The organism is Glacieibacterium sp. (genome assembly GCF_965200405.1).
Taxonomy (GTDB): domain Bacteria; phylum Pseudomonadota; class Alphaproteobacteria; order Sphingomonadales; family Sphingomonadaceae; genus Glacieibacterium.
Window position 1 is genome coordinate 284,435 of record NZ_OZ241356.1, and the last position, 21,980, is coordinate 306,414.

The window sequence follows — 21,980 nt, forward strand, 5'->3', positions numbered from 1 at the left end:
GAGGCATGGCCGTTGCGGTCCGCTGTCGGCTACCGGCCGACCAGCCTCACGACCGGCGGCCGTGGACGAAGTCGCGGACGTTGCCGAGCAGTTCCTCCGACGCGAAAGCCGAGATCGGCGCCGGGGCTTCGCCCGGTTGGCCGAGCAGCGCGTCGATGGCGGGGCCAAGCTCGGCGTCGGTCAGGACGTGGTGCAGCCCGGCGCGGTTGCCGACGTTGCGCACCGTCGCCAGCTGGTGATCGGTGTTATGCTCGCCCAGCGCCTGCAGCCGGGGCAGCATCAGCAGCGGCTTGCCCGCCTCGATCGCGGTGATGATCGACCCCATGCCGGCGTGCGCGACGAACAGCGACGCCTCGGCCACGGCGCGGCGATAGTCGGCGACCGGCATCAGGCGGACGAACTTGGCATGGCGCGGCTCGAACTTGCCATTGCCGATCTGGGCCAGCACCGGCGTTCCCGGATGCGCCGCGGCCCAGGCGTCGACCGCCTGCACCAGCCGGTCGAACGGCATCATCGACCCGACCGAGACGAATATCACAGCACGCTCCCCCAGCACGGCGTCTCGGGCGTCGCGAGGTCGGGCCACTGCGTGATCGTCCGGTGCGCCAGCTTGCGCGCCAGCTTGCCGGACGAGGACAGCCGCTCGCTGTTGGCGATGCTGTCGACCCACAGGGTCCGCGCGCCGGTCAGCCGCCCGAGCACGATCGCGGCAAGCGGCGGCATCGCGCCGGTGGTGACGATGACGTCGGGACGGACCTTGGCGATCACTCGCGTCAGCTGCACGACGACGGCGGCGAAGCGCCACCAGTCCTTGCGCGACGCATCGGTGAAGGTGAACAGCGGCGCACCGGCGACGTCGGCGGCGCTGTCGGCATGGACGGTGGCGAAGCTGACGTCGCAATCCGCAAACGCCGGGCGCAGGCGCAACAGCTGCACCCAATGCCCGCCCCCGGAGGCGATGGCGAGGACGCGCGGGCGTCTCATGGTCACGGCTTTGGTCCCCCGGTGTGTGGCGTCCTTCAATCGGCGCGGGGGGTCGGTGTCAAGGTTGCCCGCGGCTTGCACCGGTCCGGGGAGGGGTCGCTTCGGTCGGGAGGCGGCTGACGCCCTCGCGATCGCGCACACGCCGATTCCGCAATTTACCCCGCGCCCATCCCAATGCATTGTGCGTTACATACGCAGATCGGGGGCACCAATGGACAGAGCGGACATCGAGATACCGCCAGGCCAGCCGGCCCAGGTCGCGCCGGCGGAGGTCCCCGGCCTTGCCGGGCTGTTGGGGCTGGCGGTCGGCGTGGTCATCATCTCGGCACTGTTCCTGGCGCGCGACGTGCTGGTGCCGATCATGCTGGCGGTGCTGCTGTCGTTCGTGCTGGCGCCGCTGGTCGGGCTGCTGCGCCGCCTGCACATCCCGCGCGTCCTCGCGGTGATCGTCACCGTGTTGATGGCGTTGGGGATTTTCGCTTTCCTGGCGGCGGTGATCGGCAGCCAGATCGCCAGCCTGTCGGCCAACGCGCCGCGCTATGCCGCCACTGTCGAAGCCAAGGTCGCCAGCGTGCGCCAGTCCACCGTCGGCGAGCTGCCCAAGCTGATCGGCCGGATCGGGCGCCAGTTCGACCGGGCCAGCGGCAATGCCGAACCCCCGCCGGTGCGCCGCGGTATCGCCGTCGGCACCGTCCAGCGCCCTATGCAGGTCGAGATGCGCGCCCCCGCGCCCACCCCGCTCGGGCTGATCAAATCGATCCTAGGCCCCGTCGTCGGGCCGCTGGAGACGACGATCATCGTGCTGATCGTCGCGATCTTCATCCTGTTGCAGCGCGAGGACCTGCGCGACCGGCTGATCCGGCTGTTCGGCTCCAAGGACCTGCACCGCACGACAACGGCGATGGACGATGCAGCCGCGCGTCTCGGCCGTTATTTCCTGACCCAGCTCTGCCTCAACGCGGCGTTCGGGCTGATCATCGCCATCGGTCTGTACTTTATCGGCGTGCCGTCCCCGATACTGTGGGGAATATTGGCCGGCTTGCTGCGTTTCGTGCCCTATATCGGGTCGTTTTTGTCGGCCCTGCCGCCGCTGGTGCTCGCCGCCGCCGCCGGGCCGGACTGGAGCATGGCGATCTGGACCGCCGGGCTGTTCCTCGCCTCCGAACCGGTGATGGGCTATATGGTCGAGCCGATGGTCTATGGCCATTCGACCGGATTGTCGCCCGCCGCGGTGATCATCTCCGCGGTGTTCTGGACCTGGCTGTGGGGGCCGGTCGGGCTGGTGCTGTCGACGCCGCTGACGCTGTGCCTGGTGGTCCTGGGGCGGCACTTCGACCGGCTCGAGTTCCTCGACGTGCTGCTCGGCGACCGCCCTGCCCTGTCGCCGGTCGAAAGCTTCTACCAGCGCATGCTGGCGGGCGACTCTGACGAGGTCCTCGACCAGGCCGAGACGCTGCTCGCCGACCGCTCGCTGTCGAGCTACTACGATGAAATCGCTGTGAAAGGCCTGCGGTTGGCAGCGATCGACGCGGATCGCGGCGTGCTGACGACGACACGGCTGGCACGGGTCAGGGCCGCCACCGCGCTGCTGCTCGACGATCTCAGCGTCCATGCCGATGCCAAGCCGGCCCCTAACCGCCGCGACCGCGGGGCCAGCCTCGCGGAAAAGGCCGTGCCGATCAACCAGCCGCCGGAGTTCTCCAGCACCCCCCTGCCCGAAGTCTGGCAGCGCGAGGGCGCCGTGCTGTGCATCGCCGCCCGCGGTCCGCTCGACGACGCCGCCGCCACCATGATCGCTCAAGTCCTTGAAAAGCATGGCATCGGCTCCCGCACCGTCCTCCACGAAGCCGCCTCCCGCGAACGCCTCCCCGCCCTCGACGCCGCCGACGTGCTATTGATTTGCATTTGCGGCCTGGAATTTTCCGGCGCGCCACCCCACCTCCGTTTTCTCCTCCGCCGCGTCCGCTCCCGCTTCCCCGGAGTCCCCATACTCGTCACGCTCTGGACCGATCCCGACTCCGACCAGGCCAGCCGCGACGCCGTCGACGCCGACCACTACGCCGCCACCGTCCGCGCCACCGTCATCGCCTGCCACGACATCGCCGAAAAAGGCGACACCGACGTCAAGTCAATGCTCGACGCCGCCTTCGGCTAACGGCAGAATTAAGCCATGGATATTACCGACCTGATCCTCGACGACCACGCCGAACAACGCCGCCTGTTCGCCATGCTTGAACAGATCCCGCACGACGATCGTCACGCACTAGGCGCAATCTGGAACCGCCTGCGCGCCCTGCTCGACACCCACGCCGAAGCCGAGGAACGTTTCTTCTATCCTCGCCTGATGCAGGTCGGCACCGGCGGCGGCGATGCGCCGAGTGCCGCGGCCGAAACCAAAGACGCCATCAAGGACCATAACCAGATCCGGGATACCGGCGAAGCTGTAGCCGACCATGAGATCGGCACCGACGCCTGGTTCGATGCCGTCGACGCCTGCAACCTGGCCAACAGCAAACACATGGCCGAGGAAGAACGCCAGGGGCTTACCGACTTCCGCCGCCATACAACCTTGTACGAACGCCATGCCTTCGCCGTGCGCTTTGCAGCTTTCAGCGCAGAGAATATCACTGGCGTAGTCCCTGTCGACAAGGATCCGACCAGTTGGGTGGATGCCCATCAGCGCTGATAGATGAGCTTGGCTGGAGCCGGGAACGGCTAAACGCCAACCTCTTGTAAGCGCATCACAGAGTAAAAAGCTGGTCGGCTGCGATTTACGCAGCCGACCAGACGGGGACTGTTAGACGCCGAAGCTAGAAGCCGAAACGGACACCAGCTGTGTAGTAGCGCCCGATAACATCGTCGCCGTTCACGACAGGATAGCTGAACCCGATCGAGCCCGCGCCGGCTGCGAGGGGCGAGACCTTGTTGAACAGGTTCTGCACCGTGAAGAAGAACTGCGCCTGGGATTCATCCCGCTTCACTCGGTAGGACACGGTCAGATCGGTGAACGATACGGCCGGTATCTTGCCGTCGCGGAAGACCAGTGTAGGATTGGCGCTGCGACGTTCCGCGTTCCGCCAGCGAGTTTGTGTGTCGATCCCGAACCCGCCGATGTCGTAGTGCAGGACTCCCGTGACCTTCCAGCTCGGCACCCCGGTGGCACCGGCTGCGTTCTGAGGTGGCGCGCCGACAAACTGCACCGTTACGAGCTTCGGCTGGTACGACGCCAAGGCGCGGATGCTGAAGTTGCCTCCCATCAGCGACCGGACATAGTTTGCTTCGAAATCGATGCCATGTGCCTTGACGCTGGCGACGTTGAGAGGCTGACTGATCACGTAAGTCGGATAGTTGGCCGCGGACCGATCGCTGAAGGGCAACGGACGGATATATAGATTGCAGAGGTCGGAGCTGCCGTTGCTGGCTTCGCAAAGCTGCTGGATTGTGATGTTGGCACCACTGATGCTTGTAATCGCGTCCTTGATCGAGATTTGATAGTAGTCGGCCGCGAACGAGAAGCCGGGAAACCAGCTCGGTCGATAGACGCCGCCGACGGTCGTGGTGTTCGCGATCTCGGGAGTCAGAGCGGGATTGCCCAGCGACCTCAAGGTAGACGTGAAATTGATCTTGGTATGCTCGTCGGTGAAGCCGAACGGTGACTCGTTCACCGGTGCAAACAGATCGTTCAGTGTCGGCGCCCGGATATCACGCGACCGTGTCGCTCGCAGACGAAGATCGTCAACAACGTGCCAGTCTGCGCCGACCTTCCATGTCGTTGCGTTGCCGCTGGTGGTGTAGTGGGTGTAGCGCACCGCCGCGTTGATATTGAGCGACTGTACCAACGGGAGGTCGGCAAGGATCGGCACATCGACTTCGAAGGCGCCCTCGCTGACGCTCTGCTTGGCACGCGCCGAGGCGATGATGTTCGACTGGTTCACCGATCCGGACACGCTGTTGCAGTTGAAGCGCAGCCCCGTGCAGTTCGGTCGTGCGGTTGGTTCGGCGGTACTATCGACAGCCAAGGTCAGGTGGCGAAACTCCCCACTGACTGCCATCTGTACCGGCCCTGCCCAGGTGTTGAACAACGACCCGGCGATGCTGCCGGAAAGGTCGTGCTGCTTGTTCGTCAAGTGGAACAAGCTGTTGTCCTGGATATAGTTGAACGCCGTGACATCATCGGCGGTCGGGCCGAATGGGTTGAGCGGAATGCACCCCGGATACAGGCCTGGATTAGTCAGCGTGACGGCGCAGACGATCTGCCCGCTCGGTGAGGTCACCGCATCCAAAGCTGCCGAAGTACGCTGGGTGTTCGGATTGTTGACGTTGATCGTACGCGACTTGCTCATACCGAATGAGTAGGCGAGATCGAACTTGAACTTTTCGCCAAGGGTTCCGGTCAGGCCGGGATTGACGAAGACGTTCCGGACACGAGTGTCGTTCGATATCGGCGCCTCGTTGTTGAACACCTTGCCGAAGGTGAAGCTGGACACGCCCGCCCCTGCCAGGGTGTTCCTGACACTGGCTGGCAGAAAGGCATTTTGGGCCGAGATCGTGTAGGTCTGAGTCGACAGGTTCGATGTGATGAAATTGTTGAAGTTCTGTGACTCACTTGCCGACGCCTGCGTATAGAACTGCACGTTCTCCGCCAGGTCATAATCGAAGCGGGCAAACGCTTGATGCGAGCGCAAGCGGGCAAGCAAGGAACTCTTTTTCCAGAAGTACCCATCGCCGCCGCTCTCCAGCGTGCTGGCCGATGTGGGAGCGCCGTGAACGAATGGCCCGAGCACGCCGTTCGCGACGAACTGCTGTCCTCGCAGTGGTCCGTTGAGGATCAACCCGCCGGCGCTAGCCGTGTTGTTCCGGCTGTCCGTGATGAGAGTGTACGGACTGGCACTGGTGCCCAGGCCGCTGTACGAATAGACCGACCTGCCGTACGGCCGGTCCTCCTTGTCGTCGATGCCGTCGGAATTATAATACTCGTAGCTGGCTTCGAAGTGACCGCGGCCGCCGAACAGATCGCGGCCGTAAGCGACACCGGCTCGCTGCGATCCATCGTCTTTATGGCTGGAAATTCCGCCTTGAAGCTGCGCCTTCAATCCATTGAACTTCTTATCGATGATGAAGTTGACGACGCCTGTCACGGCGTCCGAGCCATAGACTGCCGAGGCGCCACCAGTTACCACATCAACACGCTGGAGGAGCAACTGCGGCAGGGTGTTAACGTCGATGCTTCCATTCTGCGTCGTCGGCGGCACGCGATGGCCATCGATCAAGATCAACGTTCGCAGGACTCCGATGCCGCGCAGATTCAGATAATTTCCGGTCGTATTTCCGGACGCGTTATTGATCGTGCGCTGGCTGTTCGAAGCGCTGAATACTGGCAAGGTATTCAAGCCGTCAGGTATATTAGATGGGGTCGTCTGCTGCAACTGAGCAACAGTTACAACGGTCACGGGAGTCGGCGAGTTGTTGCCATTCGTAATTACTCGTGACCCAGTAATCACAATTTCTTCTGCGCCATCTGGGCTGGCCGCCGCAGGAGTCGCCTTCTCCACTTGCACACTATTCGTCGGCGCTGGCACGTCCTGCAGCGCAGAATTCCCGGTCTGTGCCATGCCAGGCGCTACAATCCCCAATATACTGCAACTCGATGCAAGCAGAAGTGTTAGCTTGGTCATTAAGAACTCCCCAATTTTTGATTTTGATTTTAGCCGGACCGAATGTAGGCGGACCTAAGTTGGTTCCGCGATTTTGCCACGGCAGGCGCATGTAAGCGTGACGGCTCGCCGCCGCTCCAAGGATGGGCGGATACTGTGAAGCCCCCCGTCTCGCGGCGGGCGGCGTTACCGTTAGACGGACCCCCTTATGTCCAACCAGACGGGATCATCTTCAACCCGTCTTGCGTCTCCCCCTGTATACTGAATCCGTTTTGCTGGTTCCAAAAGTTTTCGCAACAACTTTTTTTGGCGCGATGAATTATTTTTTGAAATGGGTGACAAATAAGTGATTGATTTCGTCATACTAGATTGCTGTCTATGACGTTGAATCGACATTATTCGTCACGAACGGTGAACTATTTTCTATAGTTCTCGATATGCGGGAATGCAGTCGTATTTCATTTTTGTGCTATGTAATGTTATCTCTAACATTCGACGATGAGATTGTACGTTCTAATCGGGTTTTTACGCGCCCTGCACGACTCATCCTTTAGTTCATATTACGGTCTTAATATCGCCGATCACTCCTAGTGCTCATGATTCGAATCAACACTAGTGAGGTGCGACTTAATCAACATAAATCGGTCGGCCTGTCGGATGCAGGTTTGTTACATAGTTCTGGGCTAGCATTGCTCTTAAACGTGTTGCATAGCCCGATTAAGGCGGTGCAGTTCTCAAATTTGCCAGCCATAGATCCTGGGGATGACATGAAAAATACCAAGATTTTAGGAGCGCTTCTGATCGGCGGAATTGGCAGTACCGCGCTTTCGGCGATCGTCGACCAACGTCGCCTGACCAAGGCAGACGCCAGCAGCGATTGGCTATCGTACGGAAGAACCTATTCAGAACAACGTTTTAGCCCCCTCAAGCAGGTCAATGAAAAGAGTGTCGCCAAGCTTGGGCTGACGTGGTGGTCGCAGTTCGACACCAACCGAGGTCAGGAAGCGACCCCGCTTGAAGCGGACGGCGTACTGTATACAACAACGGCATGGTCGAAGGTCTTTGCCTTTGATGCACGCACTGGCAAGCAGCTCTGGAAGTATGATCCGAAAGCTCCAGGTCCGGTCGGACTTTCAGCATGTTGTGACGTGGTCAACCGAGGCGCGGCACTGTGGAATGACAAGGTTTACGTCGGTACGATCGATGGACGGCTAATCGCCCTCGACGCCAAGACGGGGCTGGAAAAATGGTCATCCCAGACGACCGATCCAAAACTACCTTATACCATCACCGGCGCTCCCCGTATCGTGAAGGGGCTGGTCCTGATCGGCAACGGCGGCGCAGAATATGGCGTTCGCGGGTATTTGTCCGCTTATGACGCAGAAACCGGCAAGCTTGCCTGGCGCTTCTACGTCACGCCAAATCCAGACGGCAAACCCGACAATGCAGCGTCGGACAAGGCGTTGGCGGAGAAGGCGAACTCCACTTGGGCAGGCGACGTCTGGAAAACCTCAGGCGGCGGCGGTACGCCCTGGGACGCGATCACCTATGACCCGGTCGCCGACCTGGTCTATATCGGCACCGGCAATGGCGCGCCGTGGAACCATCACATCCGATCGCAAGGCGAGGGCGATAATCTGTTCCTGTCCTCGATCGTCGCCGTCAAACCCGAAACTGGTGAGTATGTCTGGCATTATCAGACAACCCCTGGTGACACTTGGGACTATACAGCGGTCCAGCAGATCACCGTGGCCGACATCATGATCCGCGGCCGCAAGCGTCACGTCGTCATGCAGGCGCCCAAGAACGGCTTCTTCTATGTCCTTGACGCGCGCAGCGGCGAGTTGCTGTCGGCCGAGAAGTATTTCCTGGCAACGGATTGGGCGTACTCCGTCGATATGCGCACCGGGCGCCCGGTAGAGCGTATCGGAACACGATGGGGAGCGGGATCGTCCAGCTTGCAAAACCCATCGCCGTCCGGCGCGCATTCGTGGAAGGCCATGGCCTACAGCCCGCTCACCGGTCTGGTCTATATCCCGATCCTCGATGCGGTGTTCCGCTACTCTGCGGTGAACCCTGCGGATTACCGACATATCGACGGAGTTTGGAACACGGGCGGCGGCGTTCAAGGCATCGCCCCGGGCGCGCAAGGCGTACCGGGTGCGATGGAACTGTCCAAGGAGCTTGCAAAGCGACCCCCGCGCGCTCCTGTGCCCAGTTCCAAGGGCATGTTGACCGCGTTCGACCCGTCGACCGGCAAGATTCGCTGGAACATCGATCACAGCGGCTCCGACTGGGGGCTGGGCGGCGTCATGGTCACCGGCGGCAACCTGGTATTCCAGGGCGTCAAGCATGACCTGAAAGCGTACAACGCGACGACCGGCAAGGAAGTCTGGAGTTACGACCTGGGCAACTCGGCGATCGCTCCGCCGATGACCTACGCCCTGGGCAACATCCAGTACGTTGCAATCATGGTCGGCAACGGGGGTGGCAACGGCGAAGGCAACTCCAGCCGAACGGATCGAACCCTCCCCGGACGGCTGATGGTGTTCAAGCTAGGTGGGGACGCGAAGCCGACGCCATACAGCAGCTTCGTCAAGCCGCTGGTCGATACGTCGAAAGCCGAGCCGTCTTCGGGCGATGTGACGGACGGAAGAATCTTCTATGGTCGCTATTGCGGCTCTTGCCATGGCCAAACCCCGGCGTATCCCGATCTTCGTCGATCCCAAGTCCTGCTATCGAAGGATCGCTTCAAGGCCATTGTTCACGGCGGCGTCCTGGCCAGCAGCGGGATGGTTAGCTTTTCCAAGTACATGGACGAACAACAAGTCGAGGCGATCCGCGCGTTCCTGGTCAAGACTTACGCTACGCCGCCAGTACCGGGTCGCTAATCGCCGCGGTGGATGCACGGGGTCGTTGAACATGACCCCGTGCAAACATCAAGATCTTATGACGCGAAAATCTTCTTCGCGTTGGCATGCGCCCAAGTTTTAGCTTCCGGGGATGCCGTCCATTTGATCGCGTTATTGACGAGCTTCTGGAAGTTTCCATTGGCGAAAGCATGGTTACTGTGGCCATGCTGGATGTAGACGACCGGCGAGCGTTCAGCTGTTTTGACCCAGCTCGTCATCGTGCTTCCAACGGGATGACCGGCCTGGGCCGGACGAAAGTCCTCAGCCCGCGGAGTCTCTACCGAGCGAGTCAGGCAATGCACCGAATCCTCGAACATTGGGCAAAGGTACTTCTCGTCGATAATATCGAACGACAGGTCCACACCCTTGGTGACTGGATGCTTCGCGTCGACCACGACGACCTTGATCGGCACATCTTCCGCATAACCCGACCTTGGATAATCAACGCCACGCACATTCTTCAACGGCGTCGTCCAGTCGGCCGCGCCGCCGACGACTTCGCTATAGGCGTTGAAGCCGTTTACGCCGGCTGGCCAGCTATGCGCCCATGACGATATTGCGTGGTGGAGAAACACGAACCCCTTGTCGCCATTGCGCAAGAGCTTCGCGAGATTGGCCTGGGTTTGCTTCGACGGCACTGTGTCGACGAACGAAGGCCTGCCGCCGGGCACAGTAGGCGGGGTTGCAACACGACCAGCATAGCAGTCGTAAAATAGCAATACATCATATGGCTCAGCAAGCTTTGGATCATAAAACTCGACCGCGGCGGGATGCTCGATGTGAGTCCAGGTGATATCTTGCCCCATGCTGTCAAGCATCTTGAACATACCTGCCCGGTCGAATTCGTGGTATTTGCTCAGAAATAAGACCTTGATTGGTCCTCGACCACCCTGCGGGACATATGGAGGATTTATTGCAGGCGTCGCGGCAGCGACCGGTGTTTGTGCATGTGAGATCATGGGCGCAAGGCTCGCGGCGGCTACAGCTGTCGAAAGCAATCCTCGACGTGTAAGACTATTTTTGTCTACTTCACGACTATTGTCTGCCATTATGTGGCCTCCCCAGTGTTGTGGTTGGTCGTAAGTTACCAAGGCCATCTTCAGCGCTGCACAAGAGAGACGCAAGCAAAATTAGCATTAATACCGATCGACGTCATATTTGGACTGACGAAGTGCCGTTGCCGATAGCGTAATCATCCGACCGCTTATGGCGATTGCTTTGCTGGTCAAAGCCGTCCAGCTTCGGCCGCGACGATGACGAACTTGCGCCTGTACTCACCTGTTGAGCGACGCAAGGGTGCCGGCGAGATATCGTTGAAGGGTATCTTCTTATTTGGGGCGACTAAGCCTGCATCGACAACTCGTGATGCCGGCTCACCCATTAACGTTTGGCGGTCGCGGGCAGCGAGGACGACGCCGCGGTTGCGTCATGTTTTGCAAATGGCGCAATTTCTGCATCGCGGAATGTGTATTGTCACAAGGTATCGCATTCTATGGTCGCGCTACCAGTCTTGGGCGGTTCTACGCAGTCTCATGTTAGGGCATTGGTACGCGCGAACAGTTCAAGAACCGACCGGCGAACAGAATAAGCGAACCGGTCGAGAATGTTCCGGAAATCGTGCAATCGACAGGCAACTGACCGACCGCTTCGGCGAAATCAGCCTTAGCTTGGTCGCCGCGAGACCCCGTCGGATGGTCACCGCAACGCTCGCAGAGACCATGTCACCCTGAGCCTACTTTAAGCTGGGCCGGCATGGCATGCCATCCCAACGAGTCTCGTCAGCATCTGGTACCGATGCATCAGCTTTGAGTGGATCGGCCGACTCGGGCGCCTTAAGTCGCGTCTGGAAAGTGGCGGAGAGGGTGGGATTCGAACCCACGGTGCGCTTACACGCACAACGGTTTTCGAGACCGTCCCGATCGACCACTCTGGCACCTCTCCGCTTGGCGCTTGGGTCGAGACCCGGTCGAAGGCGGGCGTATAGACCGTTGGGAGCAGGATTGCCAAGCCCGACTTGCACCACCCTTCACGAAACCCGGCGAATACCTATATGGTGTGCGTGAGCGACCGTGTCGCTGGGAAGGGTAGAGTATGATCGAGATCAAGGGAGCGAACACCGTGACTGCAATGCCGACCGCCAGTTTTGGCATCGGCGAAGTCGTGCGCCACCGGCTGTTCCCGTTCCGCGGGGTGATCTTCGACGTCGATCCCGAGTTCAACAACTCCGAGGAATGGTGGGAAGCGATCCCCGAGCAGGTCCGCCCGCGCAAAGATCAGCCCTTCTACCATCTGCTCGCCGAAAACGATGAGTCGGCTTACGTCGCCTATGTCAGCCAGCAGAATCTGGTCCGCGAGGGCGATGGCGCCGAGGAAGTCGGTCACCCTGCGATCAAGCAGATGTTCGGCGACTTTCACGACGGGCGCTACGCACTGCGCCCCGAGGTCCGCAACTAGATCCGCTTGGTAACCGCGATCGCCGCCCGGCAGCCGGCTCGGATGACCGCCGACAGCAGCGGATAGCCGGCTGCGTCCTCCGCACCATGCGCCAGCGCGGTGGCGTGGTGCTCGAGTTCCTCGGCCTGGAAGTCCGCGATATGGGCTTCCAGCTCGGGGTCGGTGCCGGCGAGTTCGTCGCGCTGCTGCTGGTAATGGATATCGATCTCGGTCTCCACGGCCGCCGTGCAGGCCATAGCCGCCTTCGGTCCCATCAGCGCGGTTGCCGCCCCGAGCGCGAAGCCAGCGACGCTCCACAGCGGCTGCAGCAGCGTCGGGCGGACGCCCCGGGTACGGATCAGTTGCTCGAAGACGTCGAGATGCCGCTGCTCCTGTTGCTTCATCCGGGCGATCGCGGCGGAACCGGGTGCTCGGCTGCCCATGACGGCGAGTTGACCGGCATAAATTCGCGCCGCGCCAAATTCGCCGGCGTGATCGACGCGGATCATCGCTGCGGTGCTTTCGCGGGTATCGCCCGGCAGGCGGGCTAGCTTCGTCTCAGCACGAGCCATAGCGAGGCCACTCCGATCGCTGTGGAAATCAGCGCGTTCCATCCTGCCATCGAAATGCCGAACAATGACCAGGCGATGGCGTCGCAGCGGATCAATGGGGTGGCCAGAATCTGCGCCATGACCTCGGCGGTCGACCCGCTGGCGGGGCTGGCGGCGCAGCTGGTGATGCCCTGCCACCAGTGCTGCTCGACGCCGGCGTGGAAGTAGCCGATCCCGGCGGTGACGAGTACGGACAGCGCGGCGAGGACGATGAGCGCGCGGTTGGAGCGGAGCGCCAGGGCGAGGAGCCCCAGGACGAGCGCGACGACATGAGGCCAACGTTGCCACATGCACATCTCGCACGGGGGGATGCCGCCGATATATTGGAAGGCGATTGCGCCGCCGAGCAGGGCCGACGAACCGAGCAGGATAATCGCGTTGGCAAGGGCGTTAGAGCGCATATTTCACCACGACGAAGCCGCCGACGAACAATATTGTGAAGAAGATCGCCAGTTTCTCGAAATGCTGGTCGATCATGCGCTGGGCGACGACGCCGTAGCGGCGGATCACCCAGGCGACGGCGAAGAAGCGTCCGCCGCGGCCCAGGATCGACGCCAGCACGACGACGCCCAGGTCGAGGTGGATGCTGCCCGCCGCGATGGTCGCGACCTTGTATGGGATCGGCAGGAAGGCGAAGGCCAGCATCCAGATGAACCCGGACGCGCCGATGTCGGCGGCGAAGCGGTGGAACTTGTCCTCATAGCCATAGAAATGCAGCAGCGGCACGCCGATCAGGTCGAACAGCAGCGAGCCGATGGCATAGCCGAGCAGCGCGCCCAGCACCGAAGCGACGGTGCAGATCAATGCCGAGCGATACGCCCGCTCCGGCTTGGCCATGCACATCGGCACCAGCATGATGTCCGGCGGCAGCGGGAAAAAGCTTGAATCGGCGAACGACACGAAGGCCAGCCAGCGCTCGGCAGTCGGGCGACCGGCGAGCCGCAGCATCCAGTCGTATAGGCGGCGGAGCAAAGGCGGTTTCCGATTCGCTGTTGGTCGCGCCGGGCTTAGCACAGCCCATGCTGCAACTGCACCAGCACCCTGTCCCTGCTACCGATGACCTAGCGGCGCGGCGGTCCGCGGCGAGCCGGGGGCGGGCCACCGTCGTTGGAGCGGCGCGGGGGGCCACGCGATGGCTCGGGCGTGTTGCCGGCGGCCTCGATGATGACGTCGGGATCGCCGTCGTCGGTGCGCTTCAGCGCGGCGGCAAAGCGTGAGGCGAGCGGTGTCGGGATCTCGAAGCGCGTCTCGCGGTCGAAGATGCGGATCGAGCCGATGTCGCGGCGGGTCAGATGCCCGCGACGGCACAGGTAGGGCAGCAGCCAGCGCGGATCGGCGTTGTTGACCCGGCCGGTGTTGACCCGGAACCAGACGACGTTCTCGAAGCCTTCGCGGTTGCCGAAAGCCTCGGGCGTGCCGCGCTCGGCGGGGCCGTTGTCGGTCAGCTCCTCGGGGGCCGGCAGGCGCGAGCGGTACATGCGGAGCAGTGCGGCTGCGACCGACACGGCGTCCTTCTGGGTCAGCAGCAATTCGGCGGCGGCGGTATCGTCGCCGGCCTCGCCAATCTCCTCCATCAACCGCGCCTCGTCATTGGCGGCGATCATCTGGGCGGTCGGCACGGCTTCCCATGTCACCTTGATGTTGGCGTCGCGCATCATGCCCTCGGCGCGGCGGCGCTTGGGGTAAGGCACGATCAGGACGCAGGTGCCCTTCTTGCCGGCGCGACCGGTGCGGCCCGAGCGGTGCTGCAGGACTTCGGCGTCGTGCGGCAACTCGGCGTGGATCACCAGGTTGAGGTCGGGCAAGTCGATGCCGCGGGCCGCGACGTCGGTGGCGACGCAGACGCGGGCGCGGCGATCGCGCAGGGCCTGGAGCGCGTGGTTGCGCTCCGACTGGCTGAGCTCGCCGGACAGGGCGACAGCGGAGAAGCCGCGCTCGACGAGGTTGGCGTGGAGACGGCGGACGCTCTCGCGGGTCGCGGCGAAGACCAGCGCGGCGCCGGACTCGTGGTAGCGCAGGACGTTGACGACGGCGGCCTCGATGTCGTTCGGCGCGACGCGGACGGCGCGGTAATCGATGTCGCCGTGCGCCTCGGCACCCTGTCCGACGGCGATGCGCAGCGCATCCTTTTGATAACGCTTGGCGAGCGTCTGGATCGGCTTGGGCAGCGTCGCCGAGAACAGCAGCGTGCGGCGGGTGACCGGGATCTGGTCGAGGATCTCCTCGAGGTCGTCACGGAAGCCGAGGTCGAGCATCTCGTCGGCCTCGTCGAGGACGACGGCACGCATCTGCTCGGTGACCAGGTGGCTGCGCTCGAGATGGTCGCGCAGGCGACCCGGCGTGCCGACGACGATGTGCGCGCCGCGCGACAGGGTGCGCGATTCTTCGCGGACATTCATGCCGCCGACACAGGTGACGATGACGCCGCCCGCAGCTGCGTACAGCCACTCCAGCTCGCGGGCGACCTGCAGGGCCAGTTCGCGCGTCGGAGCGATGATCAGGGCCAGCGGCGCACCGGCGCGGGGGAATTTCTCCGCCTCGCCGAGCAGCGTGGTGGCGAGGGCGAGGCCGTAGGCGACGGTCTTGCCGGACCCGGTCTGCGCCGAGACCATCAGGTCCCGGCTGCTATCGGCTTCGAGGACTGCGGCCTGGACGGCGGTGGCTTCGGCGTATCCACGCGCGGCGAGTGCGCTGGCAAGCGCTGGATGTGTAGCGGTAAAAGGCATTTGCGGCGCTTACGAGGTGATTGCGGCAGGAGCAAGGTAACTGGAGCGGCCACGTCTGCACCGAGGAACCCCTCCCCGGGCCGGCTGCGCCGTCTCTCGCCCTCCCCCGGGTGGGGGAGGGCAGGAAGCTACTCCGCTGCGAAATCCAGCGCGACGCCGTTGATGCAGTGGCGCAGGCCGGTCGGGGCGGGACCGTCCGGAAAGACGTGGCCGAGGTGGCCGTTGCACTGGGCGCAATGGACCTCGGTGCGGGTCATGCCGAGGCTGCGGTCGACGGTGGTCGCGGTGGCGCCGGGGATGGCGGTGTAGAAGCTGGGCCAGCCGCTGCCGCTGTCGTACTTGGTGTCGGAACTGTAGACGGCGTTGCCGCAGCCGGCGCAGCTATAGGTGCCGGTGCGCTTTTCGTAGTTCAGCGGGCTGGTGCCGGGGCGCTCGGTGCCGTGGTCGCGCAGCACGTGGCGGGCGGCGGCACTGAGGTTCTGGTCGAGTGTCGGGGTGTCGGTCATCTGGGCATCCTCTCGGGACGGAATATAAGTGCGCTCCGCCGTGGTTTAAGAGGCCGCGGGGGACGAGGTGACGGCGCGGGGCGGCAGCGGCGCCTCCTGCGGCAACACGGGGTTGGAGCGCTGGCGCCAGTTGTCGAGCGAAACTGCGACGACGGCGACGACCAGCAAGGCGATGACCACGGCGAGGATCATGACCGCCTTGTGCTTGAACTGCATCCATGCGCTCCCGGCGGGCGGACAGGGCGGAATGCACCATCGTCGCCCCGCAGGAACATGAAGCGTTCTGGGGCGCTGTTTGTGCCGCGCCGCGTCGCAGGGACGCTGGCCGAGCAAGGATGTCGCCATGGCTGAAGTTCCCGAGGATCTGAAGGATCTCTACATCGACGAGCTCAAGGACCTGTGGTCCGCCAACGATCAGATGCAGCGCACGTTGAAGAAGATCGCGCCCAAGGCGAGCGACCCGACGCTGAAGGACATGCTCGCCAAGTCGCAGGAGGGCATCGCCAAGCACACCGACGTGCTCAAGAAGCTGATCGTCGCGCAGGGCGAAAAGGCCGAAAAGGAACACTGTAAGGGCATGGAAGGCCTGGCCGCCGAGGCGATCAAGCACACCACCGAGGAAGCGCCCAAGAAGGGCCCGGTGCTCGACGCCCAGATCATCGCGCAATACCAGCGCATGACGCACTACGGCATCGCCGGGTTCGGCACCGTCGCCTCCTATGCCAAGACGCTGGGCCTCAAGGACGACGAGAAGAAGCTGAAAGCCGCCACCAAGGAAATCTACGGTGGCGATGAATATGCGACCAAGCTGGCCGAGACGGCAGTCAACATCCAGGCCGACGCGTAACGGGCGGACCTCCCGCCAGCTTTCTGCCCCCTCCCCCCACGGTGAGCGTCTTCGCGAACCGAGAGTGGGGAGGGTTGGGGTGGGGGGCTTCTTGGCGCCCCGCTTTCGGTGCGCAAGAGCCCCCACCCCGGCCCTCCCCACTCTACGCTTCGCGTGGGGGGAGGGAGTAGGGCTCGCTCAGCGGCGCTGGGTCAGGCGGTGCGTGACGACCAGCCCGAACAGCCCGGCGGTCGCGGCGATACCGACCACTGCCGCCATGCCGGGGTGCAGGACGCTGGACGTATACAGGCTGAACTTCTTGCCCGGCGTCGTCCCCGACCGCTCGCGACCGGCCTCCTCCGAGACGAACAGCGTGTCGCCCGGCGTCTTGGGGCGCTTGCGGTCGAACAGCGCCGGCATCATCAGCGGCCCGAGCTTGTCGAGCAATGTCGGGAAGTGCGTGCCGACCAGCACCTGCGCCCGCCCTGCCCCGCCGACGGTGATGTCGCGGCTGGGGTGGACGGCGGCATGCAGGATCGCGTCGGCAACCAGACTGGGATCATAGACCAGCGGCGGGATCACCGCTTCGCCGTCGCCGTGGTTGGCGGCGTGCTGGGCGACCGGCGTGTCGATGCCCGACGGCTTGATGATAGTCACCGAGATCGGCGCCTTGTCGCCGTTCAGCTCGATCCGCAGCGATTCCATATAGCCCTTCACCGCATGCTTCGACGCCGCATAGGCGCCCATGATCGGCGTCGGGATGTCGGCGGCGATCGAGGCGACGGTGATCAACGCGCCGCCATTGCCCTGCAGGTGGCGGACCGCGGCAGTGGCACCGTTGACGACGCCGAAATAGTTGGTGCGGAACAGCTGCTCATGCTCGTCGAGCGGCGTGTCGGCGAGCTTGGCATAGATCGCGACACCGGCGTTGTTGACCCAGGTGTCGATGCGGCCGAAGCGCTGGACCGCCTTGTCGGCGGCGGCCTCGACATCGGCGGCGATGCCGACGTCGGCAACCGCATAATCGGCGGTGCCGCCCGCCGCCTCGATCTCGGCGACGGCCTGCTGCAATGCCGCCTCGTTGCGCGCCACCAGCATGACGCTGGCGCCCTTGGCGGCGGCGGCCTTGGCGGTGACGAGCCCGATGCCGGAGCTGGCGCCGGTGATCAGCATGACCTGCTGGTCGAGTGGCTTGAGGGTGATCGACATCGTTGAATCTCCGGGGGAATGATGCCGTTGAAGCGGAACGGCGTCTCGGAGGTTCCGGGTTGGAGGCTATGGTGCGACACCACTGCTGCTACGGGAGATGGGCGTGACCGGGATCAAGCTGCTGGCGTTCGACGTGTTCGGCACGGTGGTCGACTGGCGTACCAGCATCGCGCGGGAGGCGGTGCCGTTCCTGGCGGCGGTGGGGCGGCCGGAGCTCGATCCGCATGCGTTCGCGGATGGCTGGCGCGGACTGTACCAGCCGGCGATGGCGGAGGTGCGCGAGGGGCGGCGGCCGTTCGAGCGGCTGGATGTGCTCAACCGCGAGACGCTGGAGGTACTGCTGGGGCGATACGGGATCGATCCGGCGGGCGTTGGGGAGGCGCGGCTGGCGGAGTTTGCACAGGCGTGGCGGCGGCTCGATCCTTGGCCGGATGCAGTCGCGGGACTGACACGGCTGAAGCGGGACTACACGATCGTCACGCTGTCGAACGGCAACATCGCGCTGATGACGGCGCTGGCGCGGTTCGGTGGCCTGCCCTGGGACGCGATCCTCGGGGCGGAGGTGACGGGGCATTACAAGCCCGACGACCAGTCGTATCTCGGCACGGCTGAGATCATGGGGCTGGCACCGGCGGAGGTCTGCCTGGTGGCGGCGCATCACAGCGACCTGGCGGCGGCGCGGCGTAACGGGCTGGCAACTGCCTATGTCGCGCGGCCGCTGGAATATGGCGGGCGCCCTGCCCCCGATCTGGCGCAGCGGCAGGATTGGGACTGGTCGGTCGGCAGCTTGCTCGAACTGGCCGACGCGCTGGCGATAACGCCGGTTCCGTAGCGCCTCGTCCTGCTCTAAGGCTGGGCGAATGCACGGCAAGCGCATCCTGCTCATCGTCGGTGGTGGCATCGCGGCGTTCAAGTCGCTCGAACTGGTGCGCGCCATCCGCCGCGCCGGGGGCAGCGTCACGCCGGTGCTGACCGCCGGCGGCGCCGAGTTCGTCACGCCGCTAAGCCTCGCCGCGCTGGCGGAGCATCAGGTCCATACCGAATTGTTCGACGTTACCGAGGAAGCGGCGATGGGCCATATCGCGCTGAGCCGTGCCGCGGACTTGCTGGTGGTGTGCCCGGCGACGGCGGACCTGCTGGCCAAGATGGCGGCCGGGTTGGCGAGCGATCTCGCGACGACGCTGCTGCTGGCGACGGATACGCCGGTGCTGGCGGTGCCCGCGATGAACGTCCGGATGTGGGGCCATGCCGCGACGCTCGCCAATGTGGCGACGCTGCGGGCGCGCGGCGTCACGGTGATGGAGCCCGACGAGGGCGAGATGGCATGCGGCGAATACGGCCCGGGGCGTCTGCCTGAGATCGAGCGGATCATGGCGGGCATCCGGGCGGCGCTGGTCGTCGAGACGCGGCTGGCGGGGCGGCATGTCATCGTCACCGCGGGGCCGACGCACGAGGCGATCGACCCGGTGCGCTACCTCGCCAATCGCTCGTCGGGGAAGCAGGGGTTTGCGATTGCGGGCGCGCTGGCGGCGCTGGGGGCGCGGGTGACGCTGGTCGCGGGACCGGTCGAGTTGCCGACGCCGCCGGGCTGCACGCGCATCGACGTGGTCAGCGCGCTCGACATGGCGGCGGCGGTCGAGCGCGCGCTGCCTGCCGATGCCGCGGTGATGGTCGCGGCGGTCGGCGACTGGCGCGTCGAGGCGGCTGGGTCGAAGCTCAAGAAGAACGGTGCGCCGCCAACGCTGGCGCTGGTCGAGAACCCCGATATCCTGGCGACGGTCGCAGTGCCGGGTCCGCGCCGGCCTAGGCTGGTCGTCGGGTTCGCCGCGGAAACCGAGAACGCGGTCGCCAACGCCGTCGCCAAGCGCACACGCAAGGGCGCCGACTGGATCGTCGCCAACGACGTCTCGGGCGACGTGATGGGCGGCGACCGCAACACCGTGCATCTGGTCGGCGCGTCGGGCGTCGAGGACTGGGCGGAGATGCCCAAGGCCGAGGTGGCGCGGCGTCTCGCCCTGAGGATCGCCGATGAACTCGCCTGACGTCGCCATCGGGCTGGTGCGCCTGCGCCACGCCGCCGGCCTCGACCTGCCCGCCTATGCCAGCCCGGGAGCCGCCGGCATGGACGTCGTCGCCGCGGTCGAGAAGCCGCTGATGCTCAACCCCGGCAAGCGCGCCGCGGTGCCGACCGGGCTCTGCATCGCCATCCCCGAAGGCTATGAGGTCCAGGTCCGCCCACGCTCCGGCCTGGCGCTCAAGCAGGGCCTGACCGTGCTCAACGCGCCCGGCACCATCGACAGCGACTACCGCGGCGAGGTCAAGGTCCTGCTGGTCAATTTCGGCAACGAGCCGGTGGAGATCCAGCGCGGCATGCGGATCGCGCAGTTGGTCGTCGCCCCGGTCACCCGGGCGCGCTGGGACGAGGTCGACAGCCTGGACGACACGGCGCGCGGCAGCGGCGGTTTCGGCTCGACGGGACACTGAGGGAGAGAGCGACGATGAGGATGGTGTGGCTTGGGCTCGGCGCGGGCCTGATGGTGGTAAGCGGCGCGGCGCTGGCGCAAGCTTTCGCGGTCCAGCCGGGCGAGTGGGACATCGCCGCGACGGTCAACTCGGTCGACATGCCCGGCGCCCCGCCCGGTCTGGCCGCGGCGATGATCGGCAAGACCAAGCATATCTCGCACTGCATCACGCCCGAGGAGGCAGCGCGCGGGCCGCAGGACATGATGAAGTCGGACAAGTCGTGCAAGTTCACGCGCTATTCGATGGTCGGCGGCAAGCTGAGTTCGGAGATGATCTGCCAGCAGGGCGGCGGCACGATGACCGCAAGCAGCACCGGTAGCTTCACCTCGACCACCTTCACCTCGAGCGGCCGCTCGGTGATGAAGGCGGGACCGTCAACGATGACGCTGACCGCGACGACGGTCGGCAAGCGCGTCGGCGAGTGCAAGAAATAGCCGCCTGGGTCGCCCTGCTCCGCGCCGTCAACGTCGGCGGCACCGGCAAGCTGCCGATGACCGAGCTCGCGGCGATGTGCACCGCTGCCGGCTTCACCCGCGTCCGCACCTGGATCGCCAGCGGCAACGTGGTGTTCGACGCCGCTGTCGACGAGGCCGAAGTCAAGCGCCGGCTCGGGGCCAGCCTCCACGCCTATGCCGGCAAGCCCGTCGGCGTGCTGGTCCGCAGCGCCGCGGAAATGGCAGCGGTGCTGGCCGCCAACCCGTTCCCTGACGCTGCCCCGAACCGCACCGTGGCGATTTTCCTCGATGCGCCGCCGCCCGCCGACACGCTGGAGCGGCTGGCCAACGTCAAGGACGAAGTCGTCCGCCTCGGCACCCGCGAAATCTACGTCAGCTATGGCAGCGGCATGGGCGACTCTCTCCTGCGCATCCCGGCCGCGGCCCATGGCACCGCGCGCAACATGAACACCGTCGCCAAGCTCGCGGCGATGGCAGCGGATTAATCGCTGCCCGTCCGGGGCTTGAGACCGTCCCGCAGCATCGAGCCGGCGATCGCCGCGATCTCCTCCGGCGAGCGCTCCTCCTGCCAGACGCCGAAGCGCAGGCCGAGGAAGACGTTCATCCCCATGATCGCCCAGGCATGGACGTCGTCGACGTCGCTGCGGACCTCGCCGCGCTCCGCACCGGCGATCAGCCGCGCCCGGATGCGATCGGCGGTGCCGATATAATGGTCGCGCCAACTCGCGGCGTCGACGAACTCGGCCTCGTCGATAATCCGGTAGATTTCCTTGTGGCCGCGGACGAACTCGATGAACGACGACAACCCGGCCTGCTCGGCGGCGAGCTGGTCGGGCGCGGCGAGGACGTGCGGGGCGACATGCACCTTCACGCGCTCAGACATGTCGCGGACCAGTGCGCGGAACACCGCCTCCTTGCTGGCGAAATAGGTGTAGAACGTGCCCAGCGCGACGCCGGCCCGCTGCGTGATCCGACTGATCGAGGCATCGTGGAAGCCCCGCTCGCCGAACTCGATGACCGCCGCATCGAGGATCATGCGCAGCGTCTTGCGACCGCGCTCGGTCCGCGGCGTCTTCTCCCCGTCACGGCTATCAGCCTGACTTGTGGCCGTAAAACTACGTTGCGGGTCCAAAATCCGAGC

22 protein-coding genes and 1 tRNA gene are annotated in these 21,980 nt (G+C 64.4%); 10 read left to right on the forward strand and 13 right to left on the reverse strand.

Going from position 1 to position 21,980, the window contains the following annotated elements; genetic code table 11:
* Positions 1-46: 46 nt before the first annotated feature.
* Together ACOFKW_RS01295 and ACOFKW_RS01300 are read right to left on the reverse strand one after the other, a co-directional pair.
* Positions 47-538 carry a glycosyltransferase gene (locus tag ACOFKW_RS01295; RefSeq protein WP_419815546.1) on the reverse strand — a complete coding sequence of 164 codons (492 nt, stop codon included), beginning with the start codon at positions 536-538 and terminating at the stop codon, positions 47-49.
* On the reverse strand, positions 535-984 hold the full coding sequence (locus ACOFKW_RS01300) for a UDP-N-acetylglucosamine--LPS N-acetylglucosamine transferase (RefSeq protein WP_419816996.1): 450 nt from the start codon (positions 982-984) through the stop codon (positions 535-537). The genes ACOFKW_RS01295 and ACOFKW_RS01300 overlap by 4 nt, the downstream gene beginning before the upstream one ends.
* 211 nt (positions 985-1,195) lie before the next feature.
* Between ACOFKW_RS01300 and ACOFKW_RS01305 the strand changes: the two genes are divergently transcribed.
* Together ACOFKW_RS01305 and ACOFKW_RS01310 are read left to right on the forward strand one after the other, a co-directional pair.
* Complete coding sequence (locus ACOFKW_RS01305) at positions 1,196-3,139, forward strand: AI-2E family transporter (protein WP_419815547.1); 1,944 nt, start codon at positions 1,196-1,198, stop codon at positions 3,137-3,139.
* Positions 3,140-3,154: 15 nt separating this feature from the next.
* Entirely contained in the window at positions 3,155-3,670 is a 516-nt protein-coding gene (locus ACOFKW_RS01310; RefSeq protein ID WP_419815548.1) for a hemerythrin domain-containing protein, read from the forward strand.
* Between the two features lie 124 nt (positions 3,671-3,794).
* Here the strand turns inward: ACOFKW_RS01310 and ACOFKW_RS01315 are convergent, their stop codons facing one another.
* Positions 3,795-6,596 (reverse strand): TonB-dependent receptor plug domain-containing protein, encoded by a 2,802-nt coding sequence (locus ACOFKW_RS01315; RefSeq protein WP_419815549.1) that lies wholly within the window; start codon positions 6,594-6,596, stop codon positions 3,795-3,797.
* Between the two features lie 809 nt (positions 6,597-7,405).
* Here ACOFKW_RS01315 and ACOFKW_RS01320 point away from each other — a divergent pair.
* Complete coding sequence (locus ACOFKW_RS01320; protein ID WP_419815550.1) at positions 7,406-9,529, forward strand: PQQ-dependent dehydrogenase, methanol/ethanol family; 2,124 nt, start codon at positions 7,406-7,408, stop codon at positions 9,527-9,529.
* 56 nt (positions 9,530-9,585) lie between these two features.
* Here ACOFKW_RS01320 and ACOFKW_RS01325 read toward each other — a convergent pair whose 3' ends face one another.
* Together ACOFKW_RS01325 and ACOFKW_RS01330 are read right to left on the reverse strand one after the other, a co-directional pair.
* On the reverse strand, positions 9,586-10,599 hold the full coding sequence (locus ACOFKW_RS01325; RefSeq protein WP_419815551.1) for a ThuA domain-containing protein: 1,014 nt from the start codon (positions 10,597-10,599) through the stop codon (positions 9,586-9,588).
* An 802-nt stretch (positions 10,600-11,401) separates the two neighbouring features.
* A tRNA-Ser gene (locus ACOFKW_RS01330) sits at positions 11,402-11,491 on the reverse strand.
* Positions 11,492-11,641: 150 nt separating this feature from the next.
* Between ACOFKW_RS01330 and hspQ the strand changes: the two genes are divergently transcribed.
* Positions 11,642-12,004, forward strand: coding sequence for a heat shock protein HspQ (gene hspQ, locus ACOFKW_RS01335; RefSeq protein WP_419815552.1), 363 nt, complete (start codon positions 11,642-11,644; stop codon positions 12,002-12,004).
* On the opposite strand, the gene ACOFKW_RS01340 is transcribed toward hspQ, so the two are convergent.
* The 6 genes from ACOFKW_RS01340 to ACOFKW_RS01365 all read right to left on the reverse strand — a co-directional run bounded on the left by ACOFKW_RS01340 (position 12,001) and on the right by ACOFKW_RS01365 (position 16,042).
* Positions 12,001-12,555 carry a demethoxyubiquinone hydroxylase family protein gene (locus tag ACOFKW_RS01340; RefSeq protein ID WP_419815553.1) on the reverse strand — a complete coding sequence of 185 codons (555 nt, stop codon included), beginning with the start codon at positions 12,553-12,555 and terminating at the stop codon, positions 12,001-12,003. The genes hspQ and ACOFKW_RS01340 overlap by 4 nt on opposite strands.
* Positions 12,531-12,995, reverse strand: coding sequence for a disulfide bond formation protein B (locus tag ACOFKW_RS01345; RefSeq protein WP_419815554.1), 465 nt, complete (start codon positions 12,993-12,995; stop codon positions 12,531-12,533). Before ACOFKW_RS01345 ends, ACOFKW_RS01340 begins: the two co-directional genes overlap by 25 nt.
* Positions 12,985-13,566 (reverse strand): YqaA family protein, encoded by a 582-nt coding sequence (locus ACOFKW_RS01350; protein ID WP_419815555.1) that lies wholly within the window; start codon positions 13,564-13,566, stop codon positions 12,985-12,987. The genes ACOFKW_RS01345 and ACOFKW_RS01350 overlap by 11 nt, the downstream gene beginning before the upstream one ends.
* Before the next feature lie 89 nt (positions 13,567-13,655).
* Entirely contained in the window at positions 13,656-15,320 is a 1,665-nt protein-coding gene (locus tag ACOFKW_RS01355) for a DEAD/DEAH box helicase (RefSeq protein ID WP_419815556.1), read from the reverse strand.
* 128 nt (positions 15,321-15,448) lie between these two features.
* A complete protein-coding gene (gene msrB, locus ACOFKW_RS01360; protein ID WP_419815557.1) occupies positions 15,449-15,826 on the reverse strand; it encodes a peptide-methionine (R)-S-oxide reductase MsrB in 378 nt (125 codons plus the stop codon).
* 45 nt (positions 15,827-15,871) lie between these two features.
* A complete protein-coding gene (locus ACOFKW_RS01365) occupies positions 15,872-16,042 on the reverse strand; it encodes a hypothetical protein (protein ID WP_419815558.1) in 171 nt (56 codons plus the stop codon).
* Between the two features lie 127 nt (positions 16,043-16,169).
* Between ACOFKW_RS01365 and ACOFKW_RS01370 the strand changes: the two genes are divergently transcribed.
* Positions 16,170-16,673, forward strand: coding sequence for a ferritin-like domain-containing protein (locus ACOFKW_RS01370; protein ID WP_419815559.1), 504 nt, complete (start codon positions 16,170-16,172; stop codon positions 16,671-16,673).
* A 177-nt stretch (positions 16,674-16,850) separates the two neighbouring features.
* On the opposite strand, the gene ACOFKW_RS01375 is transcribed toward ACOFKW_RS01370, so the two are convergent.
* Positions 16,851-17,861 carry an SDR family oxidoreductase gene (locus ACOFKW_RS01375; RefSeq protein ID WP_419815560.1) on the reverse strand — a complete coding sequence of 337 codons (1,011 nt, stop codon included), beginning with the start codon at positions 17,859-17,861 and terminating at the stop codon, positions 16,851-16,853.
* A 97-nt stretch (positions 17,862-17,958) separates the two neighbouring features.
* Between ACOFKW_RS01375 and ACOFKW_RS01380 the strand changes: the two genes are divergently transcribed.
* From ACOFKW_RS01380 to ACOFKW_RS01400, 5 genes are read left to right on the forward strand one after another with little or no spacing between them, the layout of a single operon-like run.
* On the forward strand, positions 17,959-18,693 hold the full coding sequence (locus ACOFKW_RS01380) for a haloacid dehalogenase type II (protein WP_419815561.1): 735 nt from the start codon (positions 17,959-17,961) through the stop codon (positions 18,691-18,693).
* Between the two features lie 28 nt (positions 18,694-18,721).
* A complete protein-coding gene (coaBC, locus tag ACOFKW_RS01385; protein WP_419815562.1) occupies positions 18,722-19,903 on the forward strand; it encodes a bifunctional phosphopantothenoylcysteine decarboxylase/phosphopantothenate--cysteine ligase CoaBC in 1,182 nt (393 codons plus the stop codon).
* Positions 19,890-20,345, forward strand: coding sequence for a dUTP diphosphatase (dut, locus tag ACOFKW_RS01390; protein ID WP_419815563.1), 456 nt, complete (start codon positions 19,890-19,892; stop codon positions 20,343-20,345). Before coaBC ends, dut begins: the two co-directional genes overlap by 14 nt.
* Before the next feature lie 14 nt (positions 20,346-20,359).
* Positions 20,360-20,818 (forward strand): DUF3617 domain-containing protein, encoded by a 459-nt coding sequence (locus ACOFKW_RS01395; protein ID WP_419815564.1) that lies wholly within the window; start codon positions 20,360-20,362, stop codon positions 20,816-20,818.
* A complete protein-coding gene (locus ACOFKW_RS01400) occupies positions 20,806-21,324 on the forward strand; it encodes a DUF1697 domain-containing protein (protein ID WP_419815565.1) in 519 nt (172 codons plus the stop codon). Before ACOFKW_RS01395 ends, ACOFKW_RS01400 begins: the two co-directional genes overlap by 13 nt.
* On the opposite strand, the gene ACOFKW_RS01405 is transcribed toward ACOFKW_RS01400, so the two are convergent.
* On the reverse strand, positions 21,321-21,875 hold the full coding sequence (locus ACOFKW_RS01405) for a TetR/AcrR family transcriptional regulator (protein ID WP_419815566.1): 555 nt from the start codon (positions 21,873-21,875) through the stop codon (positions 21,321-21,323). The two genes, ACOFKW_RS01400 and ACOFKW_RS01405, sit on opposite strands and share 4 nt — an antisense overlap.
* Between the last annotated feature and the right edge of the window lie 105 nt (positions 21,876-21,980).